Source organism: Roseateles sp. (genome assembly GCF_019237615.1).
In the GTDB taxonomy this organism is placed as follows: domain Bacteria; phylum Pseudomonadota; class Gammaproteobacteria; order Burkholderiales; family Burkholderiaceae_C; genus Pelomonas.
In genome coordinates this window covers 45,584-71,216 of the sequence record NZ_JAFAGT010000061.1, presented here as the reverse complement: position 1 = coordinate 71,216, position 25,633 = coordinate 45,584, and the positions used below count along the sequence as shown (strand labels likewise).

Below are 25,633 nucleotides of genomic sequence, written 5' to 3'. Positions count from 1 at the left end.
GAGGCGATCTTGTCGCCCATCGCCGCGATCGAGTAGTGCTTGGGGCCGATGAAGACAATGCCTTCTTCCTCGACGCGGCGCGCGAAGTCCTCGTTCTCAGACAGGAAGCCGTAGCCGGGGTGAATGGCTTCGGCGCCGGTCTGCTTGGCGGCCGCGATGATCTTGTCGGCGACGAGATAGCTATCGCGCGAAGGTGCGGGACCGAGCAACACGGCTTCGTCGGCGAGCTCGACGTGGCGCGCGTCCTTGTCGGCTTCGGAATAGACGGCGACCGTCTGAATGCCCATCTTGCGGGCCGTCACGATCACGCGGCAGGCGATCTCGCCACGGTTGGCGATCAGGATTTTCTTGAACATCGTTTTTCTCCTAACGCCTGATCACAGCGGAATGTTGCCGTGCTTGCGCCACGGGTTTTCGAGCTTCTTGTCCTTGAGCATCTTGAGCGAGCGGCAGATGCGCTTGCGCGTCTCGTGCGGCTGGATCACGTCGTCGATAAAGCCGCGTGCGCCGGCCACGAAGGGGTTGGCAAAGCGGGCCTTGTACTCGGCCTCGCGGGCGGCGAGCTTCTCGGGATCGTTCTTGTCTTCGCGGAAGATGATCTCGACCGCGCCCTTCGCGCCCATCACGGCGATCTCGGCATTGGGCCAGGCGAAGTTGACGTCGCCGCGCAGGTGCTTGGAGGCCATCACGTCATAGGCACCGCCATAGGCCTTGCGGGTGATGACGGTGATCTTGGGCACCGTGCACTCGGCATAGGCGTAGAGCAGCTTGGCCCCGTGCTTGATGATGCCTCCGTACTCCTGCGCCGTGCCAGGCATGAAGCCGGGTACGTCCACGAAGGTCACGACAGGGATGTTGAACGCATCGCAGAAGCGCACGAAGCGCGCGGCCTTGATGCTGCTCTTGATGTCCAGGCAGCCGGCCAGCACCAGCGGCTGGTTGGCGACGATGCCCACCGTCTGGCCCTCCATGCGCGCGAAGCCGGTGACGATGTTCTTCGCGTAGTCGGGCTGCAGCTCGAAGAAATCGCCGTCGTCGACGACCTTGAGGATCAGCTCCTTGATGTCGTAGGGCTTGTTGGGGTTGTCGGGCACCAGCGTGTCCAGCGACAGGTCCAACCGGTTGGCTGGGTCGCCGCTGGGCCGCACCGGCGCCTTCTCGCGGTTGGACAGCGGCAGGTAGTTGAAGAAGCGGCGCAGCATCAGGAGCGCCTCGACGTCGTTCTCGAAGGCCAGGTCGGCCACGCCGCTGCGGCTGTTGTGCGTCGTCGCGCCGCCCAGCTCCTCGGCAGTGACCTCCTCGTGCGTCACCGTCTTCACGACCTCGGGGCCGGTGACGAACATGTACGAGCTGTCCTTCACCATGAAGATGAAGTCCGTCATCGCCGGCGAGTACACCGCGCCGCCGGCGCAGGGGCCCATGATCATGCTGATCTGCGGGATGACGCCGGAGGCCAGCACGTTCTTCTGGAACACGTCGGCATAACCACCCAGCGACGCGACACCCTCCTGGATGCGCGCGCCGCCCGAGTCGTTCAGGCCGATGACGGGTGCGCCGACCTTCATCGCCTGGTCCATCACCTTGCAGATCTTCTCGGCATGGGCTTCGCTGAGCGCACCGCCAAAGACGGTGAAGTCCTGGCTGAACGCGAAGGCCAGTCGACCGTTGATCATGCCGTAGCCGGTCACGACGCCGTCGCCGGGGATCTTGTTGTCGGCCATGCCGAAGTCCACGCAGCGGTGCTCGACGAACATGTCCCATTCCTCGAAGCTGCCCTCGTCGAACAGCAGTTCGAGCCGTTCGCGGGCCGTCAGCTTGCCCTTGGCATGCTGGGCAGCGATGCGCTTCTCGCCCCCGCCCAGCCGCGCGCGCGCGCGCTTGGCTTCGAGTGCTTGCAGGATGTCATGCATGGTGTTGACGCTTTCGTCAGAACGGGAAATTGATCTCCACGCCATTGCCGGCGGGGTCGTGCAGGAAGAACTGGTGCTGGCCGGTCACGGCCGAGCGCGATTCGCGGAAGCGCACCTCCAGGGCTGCGAGGTGGGCGGCCATGGCCGGGGCGTCGCTGCCGGCAAAGGCGGTGTGGTCGAAGGTGGTGGGCGCGGCCGCGTCGACCGGGCCTCGCGGCACCTCGCCGGGCCGCTGCTCGGACAAGTGCAGGATGGGTCGGCCACCGGCATAGAGCCAATAGCCCGCGCTGCCGAAGTCCGGTCGCGAGCCGACCTCCAGGCCCAGCACGTCGCGGTAGAAGTCGCGTAGCGTCGCCAGCAACTCGGCCGGCGCGCGCAGGTTGATGTGGTGCAGGCCGGTGATCACGCAGGGCTCCGGGGCTGGAAGGCGGCCAGCAGCTGGCGTGCCGCCGTGGATGCGGGCGTACGGCCCTCGCGCACGGCCACCGTCACGGCGTCGAGCTGGGCGTGAACGCCGGGATGGGCGACGAAGGCCTGCCTCAGCCCGGACTGGATGCGCTCCCACATCCACGCCAGCGACTGCTCGCGCCGCCGGGCAGCCCAGGTGCCGCTGGCCTCCCGCTCGCCGCGCAGCGCCGTCAGCGCGGCCCACACGGGTGCGATGCCGTCCGACTTCAGCGCGCTGGCCTTCATCACGCGCTGCGTCGCATGCGCATGCGTGGGCAGCAGCCGCAACGCGGACGTGATCTGAGCCTGCGCGCGCGTGGCGGCGGCACCGTCCAGGTCGGCCTTGTTGATGACGACCAGGTCGGCCAGCTCCATGACGCCTTTCTTGATGGCCTGCAGGTCGTCGCCCGCATTTGGCAGCTGCAGCAGCAAATAGAGGTCGGTCATGCCGGCCACGGCTGTCTCGCTCTGACCTACCCCCACGGTCTCGACGATGACGACGTCGTAGCCGGCCGCCTCGCACAACAGCAGCGCCTCACGCGTCTTCTCGGCCACGCCGCCCAGCGTGCCGCCGCTGGGACTGGGGCGGATGAAGGCGCGCGTGTCCATGGAGAGCCGCTCCATGCGCGTCTTGTCGCCCAGGATGGCGCCGCCGGACACGCTGCTGGACGGGTCGATGGTCAGCACCGCGACGCGCCGCCCCTGCTCCAGCAGGTAAACCCCCAAGGCCTCGATGAAGGTGCTCTTGCCCACGCCCGGCACGCCGGATATGCCCAGCCGCAGCGCGCGGCCGGTGGCGGGCATCAGCTCGGTGAGCAGCGCATCGGCCCGCTCGCGGTGGTCGGCCCGGGTGGACTCGACCAGCGTGATGGCCTTGGCCAGCGCGCGACGCTCGCCGGATTCCAGGCGTTCGGCGAGATCGCTCACGCGCCGGCCTCCCAGCGGTACTCGATGTCGAAGTCCTGCTCCTCGACGACGCGGAAGCCGTGGCGGTGGTAGAAGTCGTTGGCGCGACTGCCGCGCAGCGCGGCCAGCGCGATCGGCAGGCCTTGCGCCTTGAGTCGCCCCATCACCCAGGCCCCCAGGCCACGGCCTTGCGCCGAGGGCTTCAGGTAGAGGTGATGCAGGCGCAGCTCGCCCTCGCGCGGCTCGACCGTGAAGTAGCCCACGCGCTCGCCGTCCACGACGAGGTGCTGCATCCACTCAGGCCGGAACTGGCTTCGCAGCCGCGCCCGCGCCACGCCGGGATCGAAGCGGCCAAGTCGCTCCAGGCTCTCGCGCAGCGCCTCGATGCGCAACGCCAGCATGGCCTCGAAGTCCGCATCGGCGACGGGCGCCAGCGTCGGCGTCGTCAAGCAGCCACCCCTGCCTGCTGCGCCTTGATGGCCTCCAGCACGCTCTTGGCGCTGGCCGGGATGGGCGTGCCGGGGCCGTAGATGCCCTTCACGCCGGCCTCAAACAGGAACTCGTAGTCCTGCTGCGGGATCACACCGCCGACGAACACGATGATGTCGTCCGCGCCCTGGCGCCGAAGCTCGGCAATGATGGCGGGCACCAGCGTCTTGTGGCCAGCCGCCAGCGTCGACACGCCCACCGCGTGCACGTCGTTCTCGATCGCCTGGCGGGCGCATTCCTCGGGGGTCTGGAACAGCGGGCCGATGTCGACGTCGAAGCCCAGGTCGGCGAAGGCGGTGGCGACGACCTTGGCGCCGCGGTCGTGACCGTCCTGGCCCAGCTTGGCGATCATCACGCGCGGGCGGCGGCCCTGAGCGTCGCCGAAGGCGGCGATCTCGCCTTGCAGCCTGGCCCAGCCCTCGGCCGAGTCGTAGGCCGCCGCGTAGACGCCGCTGACCTTGTGCGTGTCTGCGCGGTGGCGGCCGAAGGCGGCCTCCAGCGCGTCCGACACTTCGCCCACCGTCGCGCGCAGGCGCATGGCCTGGATGCTGAGATCCAGCAGGTTGCCCTCGCCGTTCTCGGCCGCGCGCGTCAGCGCGCCCAGCGCCGCCTGCACGGCGGCCGTATCGCGGGTGGCCTTGAGCTTCTGCAGCCGCGCGATCTGCGCCTCGCGCACCTTCACGTTGTCCACCTCAAGGATCTCGACCGGATCCTCCTTGGCCAGCTTGTATTTGTTGACGCCCACGATGACGTCGGCTCCCGAGTCGATGCGGGCCTGCTTCTCGGCGGCGCTCGCCTCGATCTTGAGCTTGGCCCAGCCGGAGTCGACCGCCTTGATCATGCCGCCCTGGGCGTTCACCTCCTCGATGATGGCCCAGGCCTTGTCGGCCATGTCCTGGGTGAGCTTCTCCATCATGTAGCTGCCGGCCCAGGGATCCACGACGCTGGTGATGTGGGTCTCTTCCTGGATGATGAGCTGGGTGTTGCGCGCGATGCGGCTGCTGAACTCCGTGGGCAGCGCGATGGCCTCGTCCAGCGAGTTGGTGTGCAGCGATTGCGTGCCGCCGAACACGGCGGCCATGGCCTCGATGGTGGTGCGCACGACGTTGTTGTACGGGTCCTGCTCGGTCAGGCTCCAGCCCGAGGTCTGGCAATGGGTACGCAGCATCAGGCTCTTGGGCGACGTGGCGCCGAAGCCCTTCATGATGCGGCACCACAGCAGGCGCGCGGCGCGCATCTTGGCGATCTCGAGATAGAAGTTCATCCCGATGGCCCAGAAGAACGACAGGCGCGGCGCGAAGTCGTCCACGTTCAGGCCCTTGGCCAGGGCCGTCCTCACGTACTCCTGGCCGTCGGCCAGCGTGAAGGCCAGCTCCAGCGCCTGCGTGGCGCCCGCCTCCTGCATGTGGTAGCCGGAGATGGAGATGGAGTTGAACTTCGGGCACTCCCGCGCCGTGTATTCGATGATGTCGCCGACGATGCGCATCGACGGCTCGGGCGGGTAGATGTAGGTGTTGCGGACCATGAACTCCTTGAGGATGTCGTTCTGGATGGTCCCGGCCAGTTGCTGCTGGCCCACGCCCTGTTCTTCCGCCGCGACGACGTAACCGGCCAGCACCGGCAGCACCGCGCCGTTCATCGTCATGGAGACGGACACCTTGTCCAGCGGGATGCCGTCGAACAGGATTTTCATGTCCTCCACCGAGTCGATGGCCACGCCGGCCTTGCCGACGTCGCCGGTCACGCGCGGGTGGTCGCTGTCATAGCCGCGGTGGGTGGCCAGGTCGAAGGCCACCGACACGCCCTGACCGCCGGCCGCCAGGGCCTTCCTGTAGAAGGCGTTGCTCTCTTCGGCGGTGGAGAAGCCGGCGTACTGGCGGATGGTCCAGGGCCGGGCCGCGTACATCGTGGCCTGCGGGCCGCGCAGGAAGGGCTCGAAGCCGGGCAGCGTGTCGGCATGCGGCAGGCCAGCGGTGTCAGCGGCCGTGTAGAGCGGCTTGACCGTCAGCCCCTCGGGCGTGACCCAGTTCAGCGCGGCCACGTCGCCGCCCGGAGCAGACTTGGCGGCGGCCTTGTTCCACTGCTCCAGCGTGGCGGTCTTGAACTCCGGGGCGTCCCCGGCACGGCTGGCGTCCGACATCGAAACTCTCCTGTAACTGGCCCGGCATCATAGCGGCCCGTTATTCATAATTATGAATTCAGAAGCGCTACACTGGACCGACATCTCCCTCGCCATGCCGGACCAGACCGCAGCCCCCCTCGCCTCCACCGCCTTGTATGAGCAGGTGGCCGACCGACTGCGCCAGCGCATCCTGGCGCGCGAGCTGGAGCCGGGGGCGTGGATCGACGAACTCAAGCTCTGCGGCGAGCTGGGCATCAGCCGCACGCCGTTGCGGGAGGCGCTGAAGGTGCTGGCCACCGAGGGCCTGGTGACGATGAAGCTGCGCCGCGGCGCCTACGTGACCGAGATGAGCGAACGGGACGTGCGGGAAGCCTATCAACTGCTCGCGCTGCTGGAAAGCGACGCCGCGGCGCGCGTCGCCACCGGTGCCAGCGACGCCGAGCTGGCCGAGCTGGCCGGCCTGCACCAGAAGCTCGAGGCCGCCCTGCCCGACCGCGACGCCTTCTTCGCCGCCAATGAGCGCTTCCACCTTCGCATCCTGGAGCTGGAAGGCAATCGCTGGCGCCAGCAGATGGTGCACGACCTGCGCCGGCTGATGAAGCTGAACCGCCACCACTCGCTGTTCCGCGAGGGGCGGCTGGCGGAGTCGCTGGCCGAGCACCGCGACATGCTCGCGGCGCTGCGCGAACGCGACGCCGAGGCCTGCCGGCGCCTCGTCATCGCGCATTTCGACAACGGCCTGGCCGCGACGGCCGCGCCCTGAGCGCCGGGGCACGGGACTTGCCGGGTCAAGCGCCCAGATAGTCGTTCTTGCCCAGCGGCACGCCGGCGTGGCGCAGCAGCGCATAGGTCGTCGTGGCGTGGAAATAGAAGTTGGGCGTCGCGTAGTGGCGCAGATAGCTCAGGCCGTCGAACTTCAGCGGCTCGCCCGAGCGGCGTGGAATGGTGATCTCGCGGTCCTCGCTGCCCTCGAAGGCCTCGGCGGGCAAGGACAGCACGTAATCGCGGGTCTTGCGGATGCGCTCGGCCAGCTCGTCCAGCGTCGCCTCGTTGTCCTCGTACTTCGGGATCTCCTGGCCGGCCAGGCGGGCCACGCAGGCCTTGGCTGCGTCGCTGGCGATCTGGATCTGCTTTGTGAAGGGCAGCATGTCGGGCGCCAAGCGCAGCACCAGGTAGGCGTCGGGCGAGAACTTCCTGGCCTCGGCATGGGCACGGGCGGCGTCCAGCCAGTGAAGCATGTTGTCCAGCATCCGGGCGAAGGCCGGTGCGCTGGCGGCGTGCATGGAAATCTTGGTCATCGGGTGTTCTCCATTGAGGGAAACCGATGGTAGCCAGCAGGCCGGTCAGCTGCAGCGCCCCGGGGCACAATGCCCCCAGCCATGAATGTGATCATCCTCGACGACTACCAGGATGCTGTCAGGAAGCTCCGCTGCGCCGCCAAGCTGGAACCGCTGAACGCCAAGGTGTTCACGAACACGGTCAAGGGCATCGGCCAGCTGTCCGTGCGGCTGCGCGACGCCGAGGTGCTGGTGCTGATCCGCGAGCGCACCGCCTTCCCTCGCCAGCTTCTCGAAAAGCTCCCGAAGCTCAAGCTGATCTCCCAGACCGGCCGCGTCGGCAGCCACATCGACATCGATGCCTGCACGCGGCTGGGTATTGTCGTTACCGAGGGCGTGGGCAGTCCGGTGGCGCCGGCCGAGCTGACCTGGGCGCTGATCATGGCGTCCATGCGCCGGCTGCCGCAATACATCGGCAACCTCAAGCATGGCGCCTGGCAGCAGGCCGGGCTGAAGGCAGCGTCCATGCCGGCAAACTTCGGCGTCGGCATGGTGTTGCGCGGCAAGACGCTGGGCGTCTGGGGCTACGGCAAGATCGGCCAGCTCGTCGCCGGCTACGGCCGCGCCTTCGGCATGCAGGTGATGGTGTGGGGCAGCGAGGCCTCGCGCCTCAGGGCGGAGGCCGACGGCTACCGGGCTGCGCCCACCCGCGAGGCCTTCTTCGCCGAGGCGGACGTGCTGTCGGTGCACCTGCGCCTGTGCGACGCGACGCGCGGCATCGTCACGGCCGAGGACCTGGCCCACATGAAGCCGACGGCGCTGTTCGTGAACACCTCGCGTGCCGAGTTGGTCGTCGAGAACGCACTGGTGTCGGCGCTGAACCGCGGCCGGCCCGGCATGGCGGCCATCGACGTGTTCGAGAGCGAGCCCATCCTGCAGGGCCACCCGCTGCTGCGGCTGGAGAACGCCGTCTGCACGCCCCACATCGGCTATGTGGAGCAGGACAGCTACGAGATCTATTTCGACGCGGCCTTCGACAACGTGCTGAACTTCATGCGTGCCCAGCCGACGAACATCGTCAACCCCGAGGCGCTGAAGGTCCACCGCTGAAGTTCCCGTGCCGAACCGTCCGCAGTCCCTCGCCCAGCTTTTCATCGCGTTCACGCGCCTGGCCCTGCAGGGGTTCGGCGGCGTGCTGGCCGTGGCCCAGCGGGAGCTGGTCGAACGCCTGGGCTGGCTGAGCAAGGAAGAGTTCGTCGAGACCCTTGCCATCGCCCAGGTGCTGCCCGGGCCCAACGTCGTCAACCTGTCGATGATGGTCGGCGACCGTTTCTTCGGCCTGCGCGGCGCCGTCGTCGCGCTGGCCGGCATGCTGCTTGCGCCGGCCGTTGTCGTGCTGGGACTGGCCGCGATCTACGGCGAGCTGGCCCGGTATCCGGCGGCGGTGAGCGCGCTGCGCGGCATGGGCGCCGTCGCTGCCGGGCTGGTGCTGGCCACCGGCATCAAGCTGCTTCCAGCCCTGAAGACCAGCCCGCTGGGCCGGCCGCTGGCGCTGGGGCTGGCCCTGCTGGCCTTCGTGGCGATAGGGCTGCTGCGCTGGCCGCTGTTCCATGTGCTGGCCCTGCTGGGCGGCGGTGGCATGGCGCTGGCTTGGTGGAGGCTGAGGAAATGAAGCCCCACGCTCGCTTCGCTCACTGCCCCCTGAAGGGGCGCTTCAGCGCTTTCGGGCGGCCGGGCAGCGCCGAATGACGACGCCGGTTGATCTCTTCGCCCTATTCCTGCATTTCCTGACGCTGTCCCTGCTGGCCATCGGCGGCGCGATCACGACGGTGCCGGAGATGCACCGCTATCTGGTCGACAAGACGGGCTGGCTGACGGACACCTCGTTCACGTCGTCCATCGCACTGGCCCAGGCGGCGCCGGGGCCCAACATCCTCTTCGTCGCCGTGCTGGGCTACAACGTCGCCGGCCTGCCCGGCGCCGCGGCGTCCATGGCCGGCATCATGCTGCCATCCAGCGTGCTGACGCTGACGGCCACGCGCTGGGCACGCAACAACCGCGAACACATCAGCCTGCGCGCCTTCTCGGCCGGCATGACGCCGCTGACACTCGGGCTCATCATCGCGACGGGCTGGCTGCTGGCCCAACCCTTCCTCAAGGCCGAGGCGCACCGCTGGGGCACGCTGGCGCTGATGGCCGTCACCGTCGTGCTGGTACTGAAGACACGCCTGGGCCTGGTCTGGATGGTGCTGGCCGGCGGCGTGCTGGGGGCGCTGGGCCTGGTCTGACGCTCCCGTTCAGGCCGGCCGCGCCGCCATGCCACCTGGGCGGAAGGCCGCGGGCGGCCGGCCGAGCAGGCGCTGGAAGGCCCGCCGCATACGCTCCGTGCTGCCAAAGCCCGCTTCTTCGGCCACCCGCAACACCGAGGCCGCGCCGTTCTCCAGCGCGGCGCGGGCAGCCTCCACACGCAGGCGCTCCACCGCCTGAGCCGGCGTCGCCCCGGTCTCGGCGCGGAAGCAGCGTGCGAAATGCCGTGGGCTCATGCAGGCCCGCGCCGCCAGTTCCTCCACGCCGTAATCGCGCCGCAGGTTGCCGCGCACTTCGTCCAGCAGCGCACCAAAGCGCCCCTCAGGGCGCTGCAGGTCCAGCAACGGCGAGAACTGCGACTGCCCGCCGGGACGCCGCCGCTCCACGACCAGTTGGCGCGCCGCCTCGCGGGCCAGTTCCTCGCCATGGTCGAGAGCCAGCAGCGCAAGGCACAGGTCGATGCCGGCCGTCATGCCCGCACTGGTCCAGAGCTCGGGCCGCCGGCGCGCGCGCACCGCGGGTTCGCGCACGTAGATACGGTCGGGCTGCAGCCGCACGGCCGGGAAGTCGGTCGCGAACTGCCGGCTGCGCGACCAATGCGTCGTGGCCGTTCGGTGGTCCAGCAGGCCGGCCGCGGCCAGCACCAGGCTGCCGCTGCAGATGCTGGCGATGCGCGCCCCCGAGCCTGCAGCTCGCCGCAGCCAGGCGATGAGGCGTGCATCTCGGCAGGCGGCGTCCACGCCATCGCCGCCGATGACCATGACCAGGTCCAGATCGCCCAGTCTGCGCGGCAAGGCCTTCACCGGCCAGTCGATGCCGGCCGAGCTGCGCACCGCGGGCGGCGCGCTGGCCACGAGACGCCAGTCGTAGCTGCCGGGCCGCGCCAGGCGGGCCACCTCAAACACGGCCATCGGCCCCGCCAGATCGAGCTGCTGGAAGCCGGGGAAGAGCACGAAGGCGATGCGGCAGGTCATGCGCGCATCTTGGCAGAAAAGGTGGGAACTGCGTCATTGCAGCCATGCGCGCCGCGCCACACACTGCCCGACATCGACAAGCACCGGCGGCAGGAGGCCGCCTCCCTATGAACATTGGCATCCTGGTCTTTGACGACATGGAACTGCTGGACATGGCCGGCCCCTACGAGGTGTTCACCACCGCGGCCCGGGTACATGGGCGCAGCCAGCCCGCCGGCGCGGCACCGTTGTTCAGCGTGACGACCATCGCACGCAGCCTCGCGCCGGTCCGGGCCCGCGCCGGCCTGCAGCTGCGGCCCGACGCCACGCTGGGCGAGCACCCGCCCCTCGCCTGCGCCATAGTGCCTGGCGGCGTCGTGGACGCCGAGCTGGGCCGGCCCGAGCTGCGCGCCTGGATCGCCGACCAGCGGCGCGGTGCCGGCCTGCTCGCGTCGGTGTGTACCGGTGCGCTGCTGCTGGCCGATGCCGGCGTGCTGGACGGCCTGGCCGCCACCACCCATTGGGAGGACCTGGACGCGCTGCGCACGCTGAGGCCGGCGGTGCAGGTACGCGACCGCGTGCGCTGGGTGGACACGGGCGACGTGCTCACGTCGGCCGGCATCTCGGCCGGCCTGGACATGAGCCTGCACCTCGTGCGGCGGCTGCACGGCCACGAGCTGGCGCTGCGCACCGCCCGCCAGATGGACTACGACTGGCGGGACACGCCATGAACCTCGGGCAGGATCTCATCACCATCACGCAGCGGCCCGACACGGTGTTCAGCGCGGGCCAGGGTGCCTGGCTCACCGACGAGAACGGCAAGCAGTACCTCGACCTCGTGCAGGGCTGGGCCGTGAACAGCCTGGGCCACAGCCCGGCCCTGATCACGCAGGCCCTGCTGCGGCAGTCGCAGCAGCTGTTGAACCCCAGTCCGGCCTACTACAACCGGCCGCTGCTCGATCTTGCCGAACGGCTGGTGGCGCTGAGCTGTTTCGACCGCGTCTTCCTCGCGAGCTCGGGCGCCGAGGCGAACGAGGGCGCCGTGAAGCTGGCGCGACGCTGGGGCAGCCGCATGCGCGCAGGCGCACACGAGATCATCGGCTTCGAACAGGCCTTCCACGGCCGCACCCTGGCGATGATGAGCGCCTCGGGCAAGCCGGGCTGGAGCGAGCTCTACCCGCCCATGCCCGGCGGTTTCGCGAAGGCCAGACTCAACGACCTCGCGTCGGTCGAGCGCGCGATGACGCCGCGCACCGTGGCCGTCATGATCGAGCTGGTGCAGGGCGAGGCGGGCGTGGTCGTTGCCGACCCGGGGTTCGTGCGCGAACTGCGCGCACTGACGGCCGAGCGCCGGGTGCTGCTGATCGCCGACGAGGTGCAGACCGGCATAGGCCGCTGCGGCACGGCCTTCGCCTATGAGCAGTTCGGCGTCGAACCCGACCTGATGACGCTGGCCAAGGGCCTGGGCGGCGGCGTGCCGCTGGCCGCGCTGCTGTGCAAGGAGTCATTCAACTGCTTCGAGCCCGGCGACCAGGGCGGCACCTTCTGCGGCAACCCGCTGATGGCCGCGGTGGGCTTGGCCGTGGTGGACGAGGTCTGTCGCGAGGACTTCCTGGCGGGCGTGCACCAGCGGGCCGCGCAGCTGAGTGCGGGTCTGCGGGCCCTCGTGCGGGAGCATGGGCTGGTGGGCGAGCGCGGCCTGGGGCTGCTGCGGGCGCTGGTGCTGCCGTCGGAGCGTGCCGGCGAGGTGGTTGCCGCCGCGCAGGCGCTGGCTCCGGTGGGTTTGCTGCTCAACGCACCGCGGCCTCACCTGCTGCGGCTGATGCCGGCGCTGAACATCAGCGCCGCGGAAGTCGATGAAGGGCTGGCGCTGCTGCACCGGGCGTTGCGCGAGGTGCTGGGCTGAACAGCCCGTGCCCGTTGGTTGGCGGGCCACCGGTCTTTCGTCAGGCGTCGGACAAGCCGCAGGGCTTGTCCTCGGTCCGGGCTCATGCCCGGTAGCTGGCAGGCCATCGGCCCTTCGCCAGGCGTCGGACAAGCCGCAGGGCTTGTCCTCGGTCCGGGCTCAGCCTTCCTTGGTGCCGAAGATCTTGTCGCCGGCGTCGCCCAGGCCCGGGATGATGTAGCCGGCCTCGTCGAGGTGGCTGTCGATGGCCGCCGTCCAGCAACGCACCTCAGGGTGAGCCTGCGTCAGCGCCTTCACGCCCTCCGGTGCGGCCACCAGCACCAGCGCCCGGATGTCCTTGCAGCCGCGCGCCTTCAGCAGGTCGACGGTGGCGATCATGCTGCCCGCCGTGGCCAGCATGGGGTCGATGATGAGGGCCGTGCGCGCCTCGAGGTTGCCGACGAACTTGTCGAAGTAGTTCACCGGCTTCAGCGTCTCATGGTCACGCGCCAGGCCGACGACCGACACCTTGGCGTTGGGCAGGATGTCCAGCACGCCGTCCAGCATGCCCAGGCCAGCGCGCAAGATGGGCACGACGGTGACCTTCTTGCCGGCGATCTGGTCCACCTCGGCCGCGCCGCTCCAGCATTGGATGGTCACCTTCTCGGTCACGAAGTCGGCCGTCGCCTCGTAGGCCAGCAGGCGGGCAATCTCGCCGGTCAGCTCGCGAAACTTCTTCGTCGAGATTTCGGCCTCGCGCATCAGGCCGATCTTGTGTTTGACGAGGGGATGCTTGACTTCGATGACAGCCATGGCGGAGTTCCTAGTTTTTCTGAATAGTCAGAATTATCGACTGCCCGGTGCCGAACGCTGGCGCAGTGCCTCGTACAGGCAGACGCCCGACGCGACCGACACGTTCAGGCTCTCGACGGCACCGGCCATCGGGATGCGTACCAGCTCGTCGCAGGTCTTGGCCGTGAGCTGGCGCATGCCCTCGCCTTCCGCGCCCAGCACGAAGGCAGTGGGGCGCGTGAAGTCCAGGTCGTAGATGGAGCGCTCTGCCTGGTCGGACGTCCCGACCACCCAGATGTCGCGCTCCTTCAGCTCGTTCAGCGTGCGGGCCAGGTTGGTGACCATCAGATAGGGCACGGTCTCGGCCGCGCCGCTGGCCACCTTGGCCACCGTCGCGTTCAGGCCCACTGCGCGGTCCTTGGGTGCGACGACGGCATGGGCGCCAGCGCCATCGGCCACGCGCAGGCAGGCGCCGAGGTTGTGCGGGTCGGTCACGCCGTCCAGCACCAGCACCAGCGGCGGGCCTTCCACGGCGTCCAGAACGTCGTCCAGCGAATGCGGCTGCGCGATGGCCGCCACGCGGGCGACGACACCTTGGTGGCGCGGGCTGCCGGCCAGCTGGCTCAGCCGCTCGTCGCTGCTCTCCACCAGCTTGGCGCCGGCCTCCTTCGCCCGCTCGATGAAGGCGCGCATGCGCTGGTCGCGCCGCGCCGGGTCGAAATGCACCTCGGCGACGGAAGCGGGGTGGGTCTTGAGGCGGACGGTGACGGCGTGGAAGCCGAACAGGACGGACTTGGTAGAACTCATGCCCGGGATTGTCAGCGACCGGCCTGCCGGCGCGCGTTCTCCATGATGTTCACGAAGCTGTCTGTCCAGAAACGGGTCTTGTTGCTGGACAGATGGTCCAGCAGCTGCTCATGCGCAGCACGCGTCACGCTGAGGTGCTCGGCGCCCACGCCATGGAAGAGCAGCGACACCAGCGCCCCCTGGGCGGCTGCCCTTTCGACGAGGGCGATCAGTTGCTCACCGGTCCAACCTTCGACGAAATAGACCGGCATCGCATAGGGGTCCAGCTGGGCGGTGTCGCTCACCAGGCCGGGGCCGGCAGCACGGTAGGCGACGAAATGCGGCCGCAAGGCGGCCACGAAGTCCTGGCCGCCTGCCTGCAGATCAAGGCAGGGCGGCGTGAAGGTGCGGCGCGTGCGGCCATCCAGTGACTGCAGCCAGGTATTGGCGGCGATGATCTGCTCCTGCACCTGGGGCGCCATCTGCCGGTCCAGGTCGTGCTGCGGCTGCACCCAGTCGCGCCCCGGCCCCTTGGCGGAGCAGCCATGGAACAGGCTGTGGTTGCCAAGCTCGTGGCCGGCCGCGGCGGCGGCCTTCCATTCGTTCTGGCGGCCGGGCAGCGTCGGGCCGTTGATGGGCACATAGAAGCTGGCGCGCAGGCCGCGCCGGTTCAGCGCGGGGATGACGTGGTCGAGCTGGCTGTTCAGGCCGTCGTCATAGCCCAGGCTGACGGCCGCCTGGGCGCCGCTCGGCCAGGCGAACGGCGCGGCCGTGGCGGCCGCAGCCACGCAGAGGCCGAGCGTGGCCACGAGCATCTTTCGCATCACATCTCCTCAACGCAGCAACTGCAGCGCCATCAGCACACCTATCAGCACGGGCTGGTGGACCATGTAGAAACTCAGCGACCAGCGCCCCAGCACCGCCAGCGGCCTGGGCGCGCGGCCGGCCCAGAGCTGCGGCCGGGCGCGCGTGGCGACGAAGCCGACCAGCATGACGCCCAGCCAGGGCAGCACCGGCACGTAGTCCTCGGTGATGGGCTTGTGCGTGACCAGGCCCACCCAGTTGGTCCAGCGCGTGTCGAAGGCGGCCAGCTGCACCAGGCGAGGCGCCGCGATGGCGAGCGCCGCCAGCGCGAGCAGGGCCGCGTTCGGCAGCCGGCTCAGGCCCAGGCGCAGCAACAGCAGCATCGCCGCGATGCCGTGCAGCACGCCGAAGCTGATCCAGCTGTTCGGGAACATGAACCACGAGCCCGCCGACACCAGCAGCGCACAGGCGGCGACCTGGCCCCAGCGCTTCCAGAACCGCCCGGCGCCCTGGCCTGCCAGCACAGCGAAGGCCTGGCCGCCACCGGCGCAGAACAGGAACAGGCTGACGATGCAGGTCCGCTGCCAGGTCCAGACCGGGTCGCGGTAGATGTCCTGGCGTATCCAGCCAAAGTGGTTCAGGTCGAAGCCGAAGTGGAAGGCCGCCATCCATACGATGGCGGCGCCGCGAAGGGCGTCAAGACGATCGGAGCGGGCGGCTGGCATGGGGCGCTATTGTGTGCACGCCAGCCGACACCCGGGGGAAGGCATGCGCCCATAAGATCGTCTCGCGCCGCTGTGGCGTTGATTACGGAGCGTAGTGGACATGAAGACATTGCTGATCGCGACACTCCTCGCTGCCTCGATGCCGCTCGCGGCACTGGCGAGTCCGCCGGCCGATGCGCCGGCTGGCACCACAGGCCAGTGCAAGGACGGCAGCTACTACAGCGGCGCCAAGCAGGGTGCCTGCCGTGGCCACAAGGGCGTGAAGGAGTGGTACGGCGACGCTGCGGCGCCCGCGGCCGCAGCGGCTCCCGCCCCGAGCGCCAAGCCGACTGCCGCGGCGCCGCCCCCCGCAGCGGCACCGACGCCACCGCCCGCCGCGGCCAAGGCCGACAAACGGCCGCCACAGCCTGCCGCCACGGCCGCGGCCGGCGGCGGCCCCGGCCTCGTCTGGGTCAACGAGAAGACCAAGGTCTATCACTGCGAGGGCGATCGCTGGTATGGCAAGACCAAGGAGGGCAGCTACATGAAGGAGGCCGACGCCAAGGCCAAGGGCTTCAAGGGGCCGCGCGGCAAGGACTGCAAGGCCTGAACCCGCCCTCACGTCACGGCCCCACGGCAGCCGTCCGATGAAGGCGGCGCCGTGAGGTGCCTTTTTTTGTTCATCATGTCAATCAAACCGCTGTTGCTTTCCCTGCTGCTCACCGCGACCCTGGCCGCGGCGGCGCCCGCCACCCCGCCCCGCACCATCGCGCCCCGCGGCGCGCTGGACGCCGAGGAGCTGAACAACATTGGCGTCTTCAAGCGCGTCTCGCCCTCGGTCGTGCACATCACGACGCTGACCGTGCAGCGCGACTTCTTCTCGCTGCGCACCAGCGAGCAGCCGCGCGGCACGGGCACCGGCTTCGTCTGGGATGACAGCGGCCACATCGTCACCAATTTCCACGTCATCCAGGATGGCGACCGCGCCACCGTCACGCTGGCTGACCAGAGCAGCTATCCGGCCCGGCTGGTCGGCGCCTTCCCCGACCGCGACCTCGCCGTGCTGCGCATCGAGGCGCCGGGCGCCAAGCTGCCGGCGATCGCGGTGGGCACCAGCCGCGAGCTGCAGGTAGGCCAGAAGGTCTACGCCATCGGCAACCCCTTCGGCCTGGACCAGACGTTGACCACCGGCATCGTCTCGGCGTTGAACCGCGAGATCGAATCCGTCACCCGCCGCACCATCAAGGGCGCCATCCAGACCGACGCGGCCATCAACCCGGGCAACTCCGGCGGCCCGCTGCTGGACTCGGCGGGGCGGCTGATCGGCGTCAACACGGCCATCTACAGCCCCAGCGGCGCCAGCGCCGGAATCGGCTTTGCCATTCCGGTGGATGAAGTGAACCGCATCGTGCCGCGGCTGATCCGCGACGGTCGCTTCATCCGGCCGGCACTGGGCGTCACGTCGGGGCCGGCCAACCTCGCTCAGGCGCTGGGGGCGCCCAAGGGCGTGCTGCTGCTCAACGTGGCGAACAACAGCCCGGCCGCCGCCGCCGGCCTGCGGCCCTTTGGCCGCGACCGCAGCGGCCGCATCGTGCAGGGCGACGTCATCACCGCCGTCGACGGCCAGACGGTGGCGGACCTGGACGACATGCTGTCCCTCATCGAGCTGCGGCAGATCGGCGAGAAGGTGACGTTGACGGTGTGGCGGGCGGGGCAGACAAGGAAGGTGGTGGCGACCTTGGGCAGCTCCGACTGAGGTCGACCTCGTGAGCTGAGCAGCTCCATGGCGTTTTCTTTGCCAACCTCAGAGAGCCTTCATGCGCGCCGGCAAGGCGCCGCAGATCATCCAGGCCGAGTGCAGCATGTTCGCAGGCCAGGGCTATGCCACGGTTCGCGCCTTCGACAAGCACATGAACAAGATTGCGTCTGCGAGCACGGATGCCTTGTCCAACAGGCGCTGCCAACCCGGGTACAGCTGCGCTTGGACGCACCTGTCGCTGGATACACCCTTTACCGCCTACTCCATCGAAGTCGATGGTGCTGCGTTCCTGCAGTTCGTCGACGACCTCAGCTTCCTGTCGCTGGGGATCGCCCCGGACAGCTCCGAAGGTACGGTGCCGGAGCCCGGTTGGCTGGCACTGAGCCTGGCCGCGCTGGGCGCGTTGGGCTGGACGCGCCCAGCGCCTGGGGCGCGGCCTGCGCGCCGGAGCTCCGCCGTTGTGATTGCGTGCAAGGTCGCAGTCCTCGCAGCCCTTTCCATGGGCGGGGCATCGGCGGATCCCGCCTCGGCAGGATCGGCCTCGACCTTGTCCAGCCACACAATTCCCGCATCCAAGCTGAACATCTAGGCGCCCCATGTCTTCACGCTCGCCCCATCCACTGACGCCGCATGTCGTCCGGACCGAGACCGAGTTGCGGGCTCTGATTGGCGAGCCAAGCGAGGCCGTCTGCGCCAAGATCGCCGACCGCCTCAACGCGATGACCCGCCAGTTCATCGAGCGCTCGCCGCTGGTGTGCGTGGCCAGCAGCGATGCCCAAGGGAACTGCGACATCAGCCCGCGCGGCGACGGGGCGGGCTTCGTCCGCATCCTCGACGACAAGACCTTGTTGATGCCCGAGCGCCCGGGCAACCGCATTGCTGACACCCTGCGCAACATCCTGGCGAACCCACGCCTTGGCCTGCTCTTCACGGTGCCCGGCGTCACCGACAGCTTTCGCGTCAACGGCCGCGCCACGATCACCACTGACACCGACCTGCTCAGTCCCTCCACCGTGGAGGGCAAACGCCCGCTGCTGGGCCTGCTGATCGACATCGATGAGGCCTACACGCAATGCTCCAAAGCCTTCATGAGGTCCAACTTCTGGGACACGAGCCGCTTCGTCAATCCGGCGGTCATGCCAACCGGAGGGCAAGTGCTGCGGGCCATCCGAGGCGAGTCCTTCGATGCGCAGGCGTATGACCGGGAGCGCAATGAGCGCTATAGGCAGCGGGTGGGGTTCTACTAGGACGACCGTTGGTCGATTGGCGGGGAAGAGCTGCAGCAGCTGTACACGCCTGGACAGGTTCGAGGCAGGACACAAAGTGCACCCCGTAAAGTAGCGCCCCCGCCCAAGCCTCCCCATGGCGCCGGGCTCACCCGACCTACAGACAGGATTCCCCATGGGCGCGCAATGGAAAGCCAAGCACAAGGACATCGCCGCCAACGCCAAGGGCAGGCTGTTCGGCAAGCTGGCCAAGGACATCATGATCGCGGCGCGCAACGGCGCCGACCCCAAGGACAACGCGCGGCTGCGGATGGCGGTGGAGCAGGCGCGCAAGGTATCCATGCCCAAGGACACGCTGGACCGCGCCATCAAGAAGGGTGCAGGCCTGACCGGCGAGACCATCCATTTTGAGCAGGCCATCTACGAAGGCTTCGCGCCGCACCGCGTGCCGGTGATGGTGGAGGTGCTGACCGACAACGTGAACCGCGCAGCATCGGACATGCGCGTGCTGTTCCGCAAGGGCCAGCTCGGCACCTCGGGCACGGTGAGCTGGGACTTCGACCACCTGGGCCTGATCGAAGCCGAGGCCGCCACGGCCGGCGCCGATGCCGACAGCGCGGCCATCGAGGCCGGCGCGCAGGACCTGGTGCCCGCGGACGAGGATGGCGTGACGCTCTTCCTCACCGACCCGGCCGACCTGGATCTCGTCAGCCGCGCGCTGCCCGCCCATGGCTTCACGGTGTTGAGCGCCAGGCTGGGCTACCGACCCAGAAACCCGGTCGACCCGGCCAGCCTCACCGCCGAGCAGTTGGAGGAAGTGGAGAGCTTCCTCGCGGCACTCGACGACAACGACGACGTGCAGTACGTCTACGCGGGCTTGGCCGGCTAGCCTCCCGGCGCGGCGCACTGCGCCAGAAGCCATCGCTCGAAGGCCTTCACCGCCGGCCGCGACTTGGCCGCCGGGTCGACGATGAGCCGGTAGGCTCGCGCGGACGCGATACCTGCGCCGAACGGCGTGACGAGCTGACCACTGTCCAGCAGCCCATCCACCAGCGGCCGACGCCCCAGCGCCACACCCTGCCCCGCCACGGCGGCGGCGATGGCCTCGGCATAGCTGGAAAAGCTCAACCGCGCCGCCGGTCGCAGGTCGGCCAGGCCCCAGGCGTTGAGCCAGGGCTCCCATTCGGCCGGCATGCCTGGGCTGTCGCCGTCCATGGCCAGGTGCAGCAGCGTGTGACGGGCCAGGTCAGCCGGCGCGCGCAGCGGCAGGCCCAGCTCGCCCACCAGCAGAGGGCTGCAGACGGGCAGCATGGATTCGGCGAACAGCTGCGTCCCCAAGGCCGCGCCCACCGGGCTGTAGCGGATGGCGACGTCGAAGCCCTCGCTGGCCAGGTTGCGGTTGCCCAGGCCCGCGTCCAGCCGCACGTCTATGCCCGGGTGGGCCCGCGTGAAGGCCGTCAGTCGCGGGATCAGCCACAGCGACGCGAAGCCCGGCGTGGTCGTCAGCGCCAGCACCTGGCGCTGGTGCGGTTCGCGCACCGTGCGCACCGCCACGCGCAACGTGTTCAACGCGGCCGAGCAGGCGGCGAGCAGGCGCTGGCCGTCCTCGGTCAGCACGAGCGCGCGGTGACGTCGCTCGAACAGCGCCACGCCCAACTCCTCCTCCAACGCGCGCATCTGCCGGCTCATGGCCGACTGCGTGACGAAGCGTTCCTCGGCGGCCCGCGTGAAGCTCAGATGCCGCGCCGCCGCCTCGAAGGCGGCCAGCAGCTGCAGCGGCGGGAGATGGTCGACGGGCTTGTTTGCCATGCGCTGGAGGAATGCGAAGCCTTCCGAATCATCGTTTGTCTGCTCTGGAGGATGGCAGCACTATCCACGCCATGCGGCCCCAACGCAAGCATGCCAACCCGGCATGCCAACGGCGCGCAAGGCCGCCCGAGGAGCACACCATGCTGATCGACCCGCCCCTCACCCGGCTGCTTCTGCAACGCGGCCAGACCTCGCGCCTGCCCAAGGCGCACGCCACCCACCTGTGCAGCGCCGCCGGCACGCTGTGGGTCACCATAGACCGCGACCCGCGCGACATCGTGCTGGAGGCCGGCCAATGCTTCACGGTGCGAGGCCGCGAGGGCATCACCGTCAGCGCGCTGAGCGGCCCCGCCGTGCTGGATCTGCGTCCGGCCGCCGCCGGAGCACGGGCGTGAACACGGAGGTCGAGCAGCGGCCGCTGCTCGCCGCGCCGGATCATGAGGCGTGGCCGCTTCGCGGCGGCCGCGCGATCCGGCTGCGCCCCGTCGCCGCGGCGGACGCCGGTGCCGAGCAGGCCTTCTTCCGCGGCCTGTCGCTGGACTCGCGCCACAAGCGCTTCCACGTCGGGCTGCGCGAGCTCAGCCCCACGTTGCTGAGGCTGCTGACCGATGTAGACCAGCGCCTGCACCTCGCCTGGGTGGCCGAGGCACTGGAGCCAGATGCACCGGTCGTGGCCGACGCACGCTATGTGCGCGAGGCAGGGCGGCCCGAGCACGCCGAGTTCGCCGTCGCCGTGGCGGACGACTGGCAGGGCCTCGGCCTGGGCCGCCGCCTGATGGCCCATCTCTCGACCCATGCGCGCGCCCATGGCGTTCAGAAGCTGTATGGCGACGTATTGACAGACAACCGGCGCATGCTGGCGCTGATGCGCGAGCTGGGCGCCCGCTTCACGCCACACCCGGACGGGCCGCAGTTGGTGCGTACTGTGCTGGACCTCGGTCCCGGAGAAGCGGCGATCATGCCGGCATGCGACAACTCCTGATCGGCGGCTGCCTGCTAATGGCCGGCCTGGTGATACTGGGCCTGGTCGCCGGGGAATTCCTGACGCGCCCGGCTCGCGCGACCCTGCCCCAGCTGCCTGCCGGCGTCCGGGCGGAACAGGTGCGCATCCCCTACGGCAACGGCCAGCAGGTCTGCGGCTGGCTCCTGCCCGGCCGTGCCGGCGAGGGCGCCGCGTTGCTGCTGCACGGCGTGCGCGGCAACCGGCTGCAGATGCTGGCGCGCGCAAGCTGGCTGCAGCGCGAGGGCATCGCCAGCCTCCTCGTCGACCTGCCGGCGCATGGCGCGAGCAGCGGCGATCGCATCACGTTCGGCCGCCGCGAGGCCACGGGCGCAGACGCCGCGCTGGCCTGGCTGCGTAACAGGCTGCCCGGCGAGAAGATCGGCGCCATCGGTGTGTCGCTGGGCGGCGCCGCGCTGCTGTTTGCCGAACGTCAGCCCGAGCTGGATGCACTGGTGCTGGAGTCGGTCTACCCCACCATAGAAGACGCCGTGCAGGATCGCCTCGCGATGCGCCTGGGGCAGCTGGCCGGCCGGCTGCTGGCGCCGCTGCTGCTGGTGCAGTTGCCGCTGCGGCTGGACCTGAGCGCGGCGCAGCTGCGGCCCGTGGACGCCATAGCCATGGTCCGCGCGCCGCTCCTGATCGCCGCCGGCACCGCAGACCGGCACACACGCTGGCCCGAGACCGAACGGCTCTTCGACGCCGCGCCGCCGCCCAAGACGCTGTGGCCCGTGAACGGCGCGGCCCATGTCGATCTGCACGACTTCGACGCCCAGGCCTACCAGGCTCGCCTCGGCCCCTGGCTCCACGCACGGCTGCGCAAGCCCCTGCCCTGACGGGGCCAAGGGGCTGGCGGCAAGATGCCGCCATGTCTACCCTGCCCCCGCTTTCCATCCTCGATCTGGCCCCTGTCGTCGAAGGCGCCACCACCCGTGAAGCGCTGCTGAACAGCCTGGACCTCGTGCGCCTCGCCGACGAGCTGGGCTATGCGCGCTACTGGGTCGCCGAACACCACAACATGGAGGGCGTGGCCAGCTCGGCCACGGCGGTGCTGATCGGCCAGCTCGCGGCCGCGTCGCGCCGCATCCGCGTCGGCGCGGGCGGCATCATGCTGCCCAACCATGCGCCGCTGACGATCGCCGAACAGTTCGGTACGCTGGCCGAGCTCTTCCCCGGCCGCATCGACCTCGGGCTGGGCCGTGCGCCGGGCACAGACCGGCCGACGATGCGCGCGCTGCGCCGCAGCCTGGAGAGCACGGGCGAGGACGGATTCCCCAACGACGTGCTGGAGCTGCAGGCCTATCTCGCGCCGGTGGCCGCCGAGGCGCAGGTGCGCGCCGTGCCGGGCCAGGGCACGGAGGTGCCGATCTGGCTGCTGGGCTCCAGCCTCTACAGCGCGCAGTTGGCGGCCTACCTGGGCCTGCCGTTCGCGTTCGCGTCGCACTTCGCGCCGGAGCTGCTGATGCAGGCGCTGCAGATCTACCGCGCGACCTACAAGCCCGGCGTGCGCCACCCCAGGCCGCATGCGATGGTGGGGCTGAACGTCGTCGTCGCGCCGACGGACGAGGAGGCACGCTGGCTGTTCACGTCGGCCCAGCAGCGCTTCCTTGGCATGGTGCGCGGCCGTCGCGGCAAGCTGCCGCCGCCGGTGGCGAGCATGGAGGCGCTGTGGAATCCGATGGAGGAGGCGCAGGTGCAACGCATGCTGTCCGAATCCGTCGTCGGTTCGCCGGAGACGGTACGTGCCGGCCTGGCCGCGACACGCGAGCGCACGCAGGCGGACGAGTTCATCGTGGCCTGCGCGGTGCACGACCACGCGCTGCGGCGGCGCAGCTATGAGCTGCTGGCGCGGCTCGCTACTTGATCCGCTGCTTCTCGAGCTTGCGCGCCAGCGTGCGCCGGTGCATGCCCAGGCGTCGCGCGGTCTCGCTGATGTTGAAGCCGGTTTCGGCCAGCACCTCGTGGATGCGCTCCCATTCCAGCGTCTTGATGGACGCGGTCTGGCGCTCGGTCACCTCCACGTCGGCGTCGCCCTGGCGACGCGCGAACGCGGCCTCGATGTCGTCGGTGTTGGCCGGCTTGGCGAGGTAGTGGCATGCACCCAGCTTGATGGCTTCCACGGCGGTCGCGATGCTGGCATAGCCGGTCAGCACGACGATGAGCACCTCCGGGTCCCAGCCGTGCAGGGCCTGCACGCAGGCCAGGCCCGAGGCGCCGCCGGCGAGCTTGAGGTCCACGACGGCATGGCCAAGTTCCTCGTCCTCGGGCAGCGCATCCAGCAAGGCCTTCATGTCGTCCAGGCCGGTGGCGCGCATGACGCGCCAGCCACGGCGCTCGAAGGAGCGGGTCAGCGTGCGGGCGAAGCTGTCGTCGTCCTCGACGATCAGCAGGAAACGGTCTTCTTCAGCGGCGAGCATCGGGAGGGGATTGTCGAGGCAGCAGCGACGCCAACGGCAGCGTCAGCACGACCTCGGCGCCGCCGCCGTCGCGGTTGCGCGCCTGCAGCCGGCCACCCAGGGTGCGCGCGACGTTGACCGACAGGAACAGGCCCATGCCGCGACCGGGCTGGCCCTTGCTGCTCTGGTAGGGGTCGCCGAAATGCTTGAGGCGCTCGTCGTCGAAGCCGGGACCTTCGTCGAGCACGCTCAGCGTCAGCGTCTCCTCGTCCGGGCAACTGGCCAACAGCGTCAGCGGCGTGCCGGGGGCGGCCTCTGCGGCATTGTCCAGCAGGTTGCCGATGACCTGCTGCAGCGCGCTGTCCGAGATGATCTGTGCATCCGGCAGGTGTTCGCAGCGCACCGCCAGTTCGGCCATCGGATGGGCGGCGCGCCAGCCGTCGGCCAGGCCGTCAATGAAGACCTGCAGCGTCGTCAGTTGCGGCGCTTCGCCGCGCATCTCGCCGGCCGACATCAGGATGCCGGTGACGATGGCCTTGCAGCGCAGGATCTGACGCTGCATCTCGTCGATCTCCTCGCGCAGCTCGGGCTCGGCGGCGAAAGGCGCCATATGGGCCCAGTCGCCCAGGATGACGCTGAGCGTGGCCAGCGGCGTGCCGAGTTCGTGCGCCGCACCGCTGGCAAGCAGGCCCATGCGCAGGATGTGCACCTCCTCGGCCGCGCGCTGTTGCAGCTCGGCCAGCTCGGCATCGCGCTGGCGCAGGTTGCGGTTGATGCGCACGATGAAGACGCTGAGCAGGCCCACGTTGAGCACGAAGCACAGCAGCAGGCCGCCGAGGTAGTTGGGCGACAGCGTCGTCGGCGTGGAGGCGTCCAGCAGCAGCGGGCGGTGCCACTGCATCAGCAGCACGAAGCCCGACACCGTGCTGACGATGACGGCCAGCAGATAGCCCGGCCGCAGCAGCACCGAGGCGACGGCGACCTGCAGCAGATAGAGGTAGATGAAGGGGTTGTCGCTGCCACCAGCCAGGTAGAGCTGGCCCGTCAGCACGCCCACGTCCACCAGCAGCGCGACGCAGAGCTCGATCTGCGACACCGGCTGCGCGAGCCGGTTGCGCCACAGGCTGAACAGGTTGAAGGCGACGAGTATGCCCAGCAGGCTGAGCATCTCGGCCCAGGGCAGCGCGATGCCCAGGCCAGCATGCACGACCAGCACCGTAGCGAGCTGGCCGCCGACGGCCAGCCAGCGCAGCTCGATGAGCTGGCGCAGGTTGGCGCGGCCGGCGCGGCGCTCGGGGGCGACGCCGACGGCTTCGGCGGCAGGCTGGGCGATGACGGGGGCAGGCGTGGTTTTCAAGACGGCGCGCGCCGGCGCTCCTCGCGGACCAGGTAGACGGCCGCGGCGGCGGCCATGGCCGCAAGCGCCAGCCAGGTGATGGCGTAGACGGCGTGATTGTTGGCGAAACGCAGCACCGTCAGGCCGGGGCGCGGCCAGCGCCGCGGCTGGGCGGGGTCGGCGGACTCGTCGACAAAGAAGGGGGCGACCGGGCCGGCAAGGCCCAACTGCGCCGCGATGCCGGCCACGTCGCGCGAGTACCAGCGGCCCGCGGCCGGCTCGTTGCGGCGCAGCGGGCCGCCGCCGGTCTCGGTCAGGCGCAACAGGCCCACCAGCTCGATGGGACCGGCAGGCGCGGCATGGCGCTCGGGCGCGCGCTGCTCGGGCGGCACGAAGCCGCGGTTGACGAGTACCACGCTGCCGTCGTCCAGGCGCATCGGCGCCATGACCCAGTGGCCACCACCCAGCTCCGTCGTGGCCTGCACCAGCACCTCGCTCGGCTCGAAGCGGCCATGCAGGCGCAGGCGGCGGTATTCGTCGGCCTGGGCCACAACGGCAAAAGCCGGTGGCGGCGCCACCGGCTCGGCCTGCAGCCGCCGCTCGACGCGGGCGATGAGGTCTTCCTTCCAGGCCAGGCGCTGGAACTGCCAGGCGGCCAGCGCCAGAAATCCCAGGCTGGCCAGTGCCGCGCTGACGATCAGGACGACGCGCGCGGCACGACCCAT

General features: G+C 69.7%; 31 protein-coding genes. 15 read left to right on the top strand and 16 right to left on the bottom strand.

The features are described from left to right. The 6 genes from JOY88_RS12520 to scpA form a co-directional block, all read right to left on the bottom strand. Window positions 1-356, bottom strand: a 356-nt coding sequence (locus tag JOY88_RS12520) for a biotin carboxylase N-terminal domain-containing protein (protein ID WP_293502862.1), incomplete at its 3' end; no start/stop codon positions are given. Window positions 357-377: 21 nt separating this feature from the next. Next, window positions 378-1,910, bottom strand: a complete 1,533-nt coding sequence (locus JOY88_RS12515; protein WP_293502861.1) for an acyl-CoA carboxylase subunit beta — start codon at window positions 1,908-1,910, stop codon at window positions 378-380. A 16-nt stretch (window positions 1,911-1,926) separates the two neighbouring features. Beyond that, a complete protein-coding gene (locus tag JOY88_RS12510; RefSeq protein ID WP_293502860.1) occupies window positions 1,927-2,316 on the bottom strand; it encodes a VOC family protein in 390 nt (129 codons plus the stop codon). Further along, window positions 2,313-3,284, bottom strand: coding sequence for a methylmalonyl Co-A mutase-associated GTPase MeaB (meaB, locus tag JOY88_RS12505; protein WP_293502859.1), 972 nt, complete (start codon window positions 3,282-3,284; stop codon window positions 2,313-2,315). Before meaB ends, JOY88_RS12510 begins: the two co-directional genes overlap by 4 nt. Beyond that, window positions 3,281-3,712 (bottom strand): GNAT family N-acetyltransferase, encoded by a 432-nt coding sequence (locus JOY88_RS12500; protein ID WP_293502857.1) that lies wholly within the window; start codon window positions 3,710-3,712, stop codon window positions 3,281-3,283. The genes meaB and JOY88_RS12500 overlap by 4 nt, the downstream gene beginning before the upstream one ends. Further along, window positions 3,709-5,892 (bottom strand): methylmalonyl-CoA mutase, encoded by a 2,184-nt coding sequence (scpA, locus tag JOY88_RS12495; protein WP_293502855.1) that lies wholly within the window; start codon window positions 5,890-5,892, stop codon window positions 3,709-3,711. Before scpA ends, JOY88_RS12500 begins: the two co-directional genes overlap by 4 nt. A 94-nt stretch (window positions 5,893-5,986) precedes the next feature. Between scpA and JOY88_RS12490 the strand changes: the two genes are divergently transcribed. Beyond that, window positions 5,987-6,637, top strand: coding sequence for a GntR family transcriptional regulator (locus JOY88_RS12490; RefSeq protein WP_293502853.1), 651 nt, complete (start codon window positions 5,987-5,989; stop codon window positions 6,635-6,637). Between the two features lie 25 nt (window positions 6,638-6,662). Here JOY88_RS12490 and JOY88_RS12485 read toward each other — a convergent pair whose 3' ends face one another. Further along, window positions 6,663-7,172, bottom strand: a complete 510-nt coding sequence (locus JOY88_RS12485) for a DUF1993 domain-containing protein (protein ID WP_293502851.1) — start codon at window positions 7,170-7,172, stop codon at window positions 6,663-6,665. An 81-nt stretch (window positions 7,173-7,253) separates the two neighbouring features. On the opposite strand from JOY88_RS12485, the gene JOY88_RS12480 reads away from it, so the two are divergent. The 3 genes from JOY88_RS12480 to JOY88_RS12470 all read left to right on the top strand — a co-directional run bounded on the left by JOY88_RS12480 (window position 7,254) and on the right by JOY88_RS12470 (window position 9,439). Further along, a complete protein-coding gene (locus JOY88_RS12480; RefSeq protein WP_293502849.1) occupies window positions 7,254-8,261 on the top strand; it encodes a D-2-hydroxyacid dehydrogenase family protein in 1,008 nt (335 codons plus the stop codon). A 7-nt stretch (window positions 8,262-8,268) separates the two neighbouring features. Continuing rightward, entirely contained in the window at window positions 8,269-8,823 is a 555-nt protein-coding gene (locus JOY88_RS12475; RefSeq protein WP_293502847.1) for a chromate transporter, read from the top strand. Between the two features lie 73 nt (window positions 8,824-8,896). Next, window positions 8,897-9,439 (top strand): chromate transporter, encoded by a 543-nt coding sequence (locus JOY88_RS12470; RefSeq protein ID WP_293502845.1) that lies wholly within the window; start codon window positions 8,897-8,899, stop codon window positions 9,437-9,439. Window positions 9,440-9,448: 9 nt separating this feature from the next. Here JOY88_RS12470 and JOY88_RS12465 read toward each other — a convergent pair whose 3' ends face one another. After that, complete coding sequence (locus JOY88_RS12465) at window positions 9,449-10,432, bottom strand: GlxA family transcriptional regulator (RefSeq protein WP_293502843.1); 984 nt, start codon at window positions 10,430-10,432, stop codon at window positions 9,449-9,451. A 107-nt stretch (window positions 10,433-10,539) separates the two neighbouring features. Here JOY88_RS12465 and JOY88_RS12460 point away from each other — a divergent pair, with 107 nt between their 5' ends. Both JOY88_RS12460 and JOY88_RS12455 read left to right on the top strand, forming a co-directional pair. Next, window positions 10,540-11,142: a DJ-1/PfpI family protein gene (locus JOY88_RS12460; protein WP_293502841.1), complete on the top strand. Its 603-nt coding sequence runs from the start codon at window positions 10,540-10,542 to the stop codon at window positions 11,140-11,142. Then, a complete protein-coding gene (locus JOY88_RS12455; RefSeq protein WP_293502838.1) occupies window positions 11,139-12,317 on the top strand; it encodes an acetylornithine transaminase in 1,179 nt (392 codons plus the stop codon). The genes JOY88_RS12460 and JOY88_RS12455 overlap by 4 nt, the downstream gene beginning before the upstream one ends. 159 nt (window positions 12,318-12,476) lie before the next feature. On the opposite strand, the gene upp is transcribed toward JOY88_RS12455, so the two are convergent. From upp to JOY88_RS12435, 4 genes are read right to left on the bottom strand one after another with little or no spacing between them, the layout of a single operon-like run. Continuing rightward, window positions 12,477-13,109, bottom strand: coding sequence for a uracil phosphoribosyltransferase (gene upp, locus JOY88_RS12450; protein WP_293502836.1), 633 nt, complete (start codon window positions 13,107-13,109; stop codon window positions 12,477-12,479). Window positions 13,110-13,142: 33 nt separating this feature from the next. Continuing rightward, entirely contained in the window at window positions 13,143-13,895 is a 753-nt protein-coding gene (gene rlmB, locus JOY88_RS12445) for a 23S rRNA (guanosine(2251)-2'-O)-methyltransferase RlmB (RefSeq protein WP_293502835.1), read from the bottom strand. Between the two features lie 11 nt (window positions 13,896-13,906). Beyond that, window positions 13,907-14,698: a polysaccharide deacetylase family protein gene (locus JOY88_RS12440; protein ID WP_293502834.1), complete on the bottom strand. Its 792-nt coding sequence runs from the start codon at window positions 14,696-14,698 to the stop codon at window positions 13,907-13,909. A 9-nt stretch (window positions 14,699-14,707) separates the two neighbouring features. Continuing rightward, window positions 14,708-15,403: an acetyltransferase domain-containing protein gene (locus JOY88_RS12435; RefSeq protein ID WP_293502832.1), complete on the bottom strand. Its 696-nt coding sequence runs from the start codon at window positions 15,401-15,403 to the stop codon at window positions 14,708-14,710. A 100-nt stretch (window positions 15,404-15,503) separates the two neighbouring features. Between JOY88_RS12435 and JOY88_RS12430 the strand changes: the two genes are divergently transcribed. From JOY88_RS12430 to JOY88_RS12410, 5 genes are all read left to right on the top strand, one after another. Next, entirely contained in the window at window positions 15,504-15,992 is a 489-nt protein-coding gene (locus JOY88_RS12430) for a DUF3761 domain-containing protein (protein ID WP_293502830.1), read from the top strand. Window positions 15,993-16,067: 75 nt separating this feature from the next. Next, on the top strand, window positions 16,068-17,138 hold the full coding sequence (locus JOY88_RS12425; protein WP_524539216.1) for a S1C family serine protease: 1,071 nt from the start codon (window positions 16,068-16,070) through the stop codon (window positions 17,136-17,138). Between the two features lie 61 nt (window positions 17,139-17,199). Continuing rightward, window positions 17,200-17,730, top strand: coding sequence for a hypothetical protein (locus JOY88_RS12420; RefSeq protein ID WP_293502827.1), 531 nt, complete (start codon window positions 17,200-17,202; stop codon window positions 17,728-17,730). Between the two features lie 7 nt (window positions 17,731-17,737). After that, the gene (locus JOY88_RS12415; protein WP_293502825.1) at window positions 17,738-18,388 is read left to right on the top strand and encodes a pyridoxamine 5'-phosphate oxidase family protein; all 651 of its coding nucleotides are present in this window, start codon (window positions 17,738-17,740) and stop codon (window positions 18,386-18,388) included. Window positions 18,389-18,542: 154 nt separating this feature from the next. Next, window positions 18,543-19,256, top strand: coding sequence for a YebC/PmpR family DNA-binding transcriptional regulator (locus tag JOY88_RS12410; RefSeq protein ID WP_293502823.1), 714 nt, complete (start codon window positions 18,543-18,545; stop codon window positions 19,254-19,256). On the opposite strand, the gene gcvA is transcribed toward JOY88_RS12410, so the two are convergent. Next, complete coding sequence (gene gcvA, locus JOY88_RS12405; RefSeq protein ID WP_293502822.1) at window positions 19,253-20,176, bottom strand: transcriptional regulator GcvA; 924 nt, start codon at window positions 20,174-20,176, stop codon at window positions 19,253-19,255. The genes JOY88_RS12410 and gcvA overlap by 4 nt on opposite strands. Window positions 20,177-20,316: 140 nt before the next feature. Between gcvA and JOY88_RS12400 the strand changes: the two genes are divergently transcribed. From JOY88_RS12400 to JOY88_RS12385, 4 genes are read left to right on the top strand one after another with little or no spacing between them, the layout of a single operon-like run. Continuing rightward, window positions 20,317-20,571, top strand: coding sequence for a DUF2917 domain-containing protein (locus JOY88_RS12400; RefSeq protein WP_293502820.1), 255 nt, complete (start codon window positions 20,317-20,319; stop codon window positions 20,569-20,571). Beyond that, entirely contained in the window at window positions 20,568-21,158 is a 591-nt protein-coding gene (locus JOY88_RS12395) for a GNAT family N-acetyltransferase (RefSeq protein ID WP_293502818.1), read from the top strand. The genes JOY88_RS12400 and JOY88_RS12395 overlap by 4 nt, the downstream gene beginning before the upstream one ends. After that, window positions 21,143-22,012 (top strand): alpha/beta hydrolase, encoded by an 870-nt coding sequence (locus JOY88_RS12390; RefSeq protein ID WP_293502816.1) that lies wholly within the window; start codon window positions 21,143-21,145, stop codon window positions 22,010-22,012. Before JOY88_RS12395 ends, JOY88_RS12390 begins: the two co-directional genes overlap by 16 nt. Before the next feature lie 41 nt (window positions 22,013-22,053). Beyond that, the gene (locus tag JOY88_RS12385; protein ID WP_293502863.1) at window positions 22,054-23,040 is read left to right on the top strand and encodes an LLM class flavin-dependent oxidoreductase; all 987 of its coding nucleotides are present in this window, start codon (window positions 22,054-22,056) and stop codon (window positions 23,038-23,040) included. On the opposite strand, the gene JOY88_RS12380 is transcribed toward JOY88_RS12385, so the two are convergent. Genes JOY88_RS12380 through JOY88_RS12370 form a run of 3 tightly spaced genes read right to left on the bottom strand, consistent with a single transcriptional unit; the run spans window position 23,033 to window position 25,633 of the window. Continuing rightward, complete coding sequence (locus JOY88_RS12380; protein WP_293502814.1) at window positions 23,033-23,593, bottom strand: response regulator transcription factor; 561 nt, start codon at window positions 23,591-23,593, stop codon at window positions 23,033-23,035. The genes JOY88_RS12385 and JOY88_RS12380 overlap by 8 nt on opposite strands. Beyond that, the gene (locus tag JOY88_RS12375; protein WP_293502813.1) at window positions 23,580-24,929 is read right to left on the bottom strand and encodes an ATP-binding protein; all 1,350 of its coding nucleotides are present in this window, start codon (window positions 24,927-24,929) and stop codon (window positions 23,580-23,582) included. The genes JOY88_RS12380 and JOY88_RS12375 overlap by 14 nt, the downstream gene beginning before the upstream one ends. Then, window positions 24,926-25,633 (bottom strand): SURF1 family protein, encoded by a 708-nt coding sequence (locus tag JOY88_RS12370; RefSeq protein WP_293502811.1) that lies wholly within the window; start codon window positions 25,631-25,633, stop codon window positions 24,926-24,928. Before JOY88_RS12370 ends, JOY88_RS12375 begins: the two co-directional genes overlap by 4 nt.

Coding starts and splice junctions, on each gene's coding strand:
- JOY88_RS12380 (WP_293502814.1), bottom strand. CDS start 23,593: ATGCTCGCCGCTGAAGAAGACCGTTTCCTGCTGATCGTCGAGGACGAC.
- rlmB (WP_293502835.1), bottom strand. CDS start 13,895: ATGAGTTCTACCAAGTCCGTCCTGTTCGGCTTCCACGCCGTCACCGTC.
- JOY88_RS12455 (WP_293502838.1), top strand. CDS start 11,139: ATGAACCTCGGGCAGGATCTCATCACCATCACGCAGCGGCCCGACACG.
- gcvA (WP_293502822.1), bottom strand. CDS start 20,176: ATGGCAAACAAGCCCGTCGACCATCTCCCGCCGCTGCAGCTGCTGGCC.
- JOY88_RS12390 (WP_293502816.1), top strand. CDS start 21,143: ATGCGACAACTCCTGATCGGCGGCTGCCTGCTAATGGCCGGCCTGGTG.
- JOY88_RS12460 (WP_293502841.1), top strand. CDS start 10,540: ATGAACATTGGCATCCTGGTCTTTGACGACATGGAACTGCTGGACATG.
- JOY88_RS12415 (WP_293502825.1), top strand. CDS start 17,738: ATGTCTTCACGCTCGCCCCATCCACTGACGCCGCATGTCGTCCGGACC.
- JOY88_RS12440 (WP_293502834.1), bottom strand. CDS start 14,698: ATGCGAAAGATGCTCGTGGCCACGCTCGGCCTCTGCGTGGCTGCGGCC.
- JOY88_RS12425 (WP_524539216.1), top strand. CDS start 16,068: ATGTCAATCAAACCGCTGTTGCTTTCCCTGCTGCTCACCGCGACCCTG.
- JOY88_RS12400 (WP_293502820.1), top strand. CDS start 20,317: ATGCTGATCGACCCGCCCCTCACCCGGCTGCTTCTGCAACGCGGCCAG.
- JOY88_RS12490 (WP_293502853.1), top strand. CDS start 5,987: ATGCCGGACCAGACCGCAGCCCCCCTCGCCTCCACCGCCTTGTATGAG.
- JOY88_RS12470 (WP_293502845.1), top strand. CDS start 8,897: ATGACGACGCCGGTTGATCTCTTCGCCCTATTCCTGCATTTCCTGACG.
- scpA (WP_293502855.1), bottom strand. CDS start 5,892: ATGTCGGACGCCAGCCGTGCCGGGGACGCCCCGGAGTTCAAGACCGCC.
- JOY88_RS12485 (WP_293502851.1), bottom strand. CDS start 7,172: ATGACCAAGATTTCCATGCACGCCGCCAGCGCACCGGCCTTCGCCCGG.
- JOY88_RS12435 (WP_293502832.1), bottom strand. CDS start 15,403: ATGCCAGCCGCCCGCTCCGATCGTCTTGACGCCCTTCGCGGCGCCGCC.
- upp (WP_293502836.1), bottom strand. CDS start 13,109: ATGGCTGTCATCGAAGTCAAGCATCCCCTCGTCAAACACAAGATCGGC.
- JOY88_RS12370 (WP_293502811.1), bottom strand. CDS start 25,633: ATGGGTCGTGCCGCGCGCGTCGTCCTGATCGTCAGCGCGGCACTGGCC.
- JOY88_RS12465 (WP_293502843.1), bottom strand. CDS start 10,432: ATGACCTGCCGCATCGCCTTCGTGCTCTTCCCCGGCTTCCAGCAGCTC.
- JOY88_RS12420 (WP_293502827.1), top strand. CDS start 17,200: ATGCGCGCCGGCAAGGCGCCGCAGATCATCCAGGCCGAGTGCAGCATG.
- JOY88_RS12515 (WP_293502861.1), bottom strand. CDS start 1,910: ATGCATGACATCCTGCAAGCACTCGAAGCCAAGCGCGCGCGCGCGCGG.
- JOY88_RS12410 (WP_293502823.1), top strand. CDS start 18,543: ATGGGCGCGCAATGGAAAGCCAAGCACAAGGACATCGCCGCCAACGCC.
- JOY88_RS12430 (WP_293502830.1), top strand. CDS start 15,504: ATGAAGACATTGCTGATCGCGACACTCCTCGCTGCCTCGATGCCGCTC.
- JOY88_RS12480 (WP_293502849.1), top strand. CDS start 7,254: ATGAATGTGATCATCCTCGACGACTACCAGGATGCTGTCAGGAAGCTC.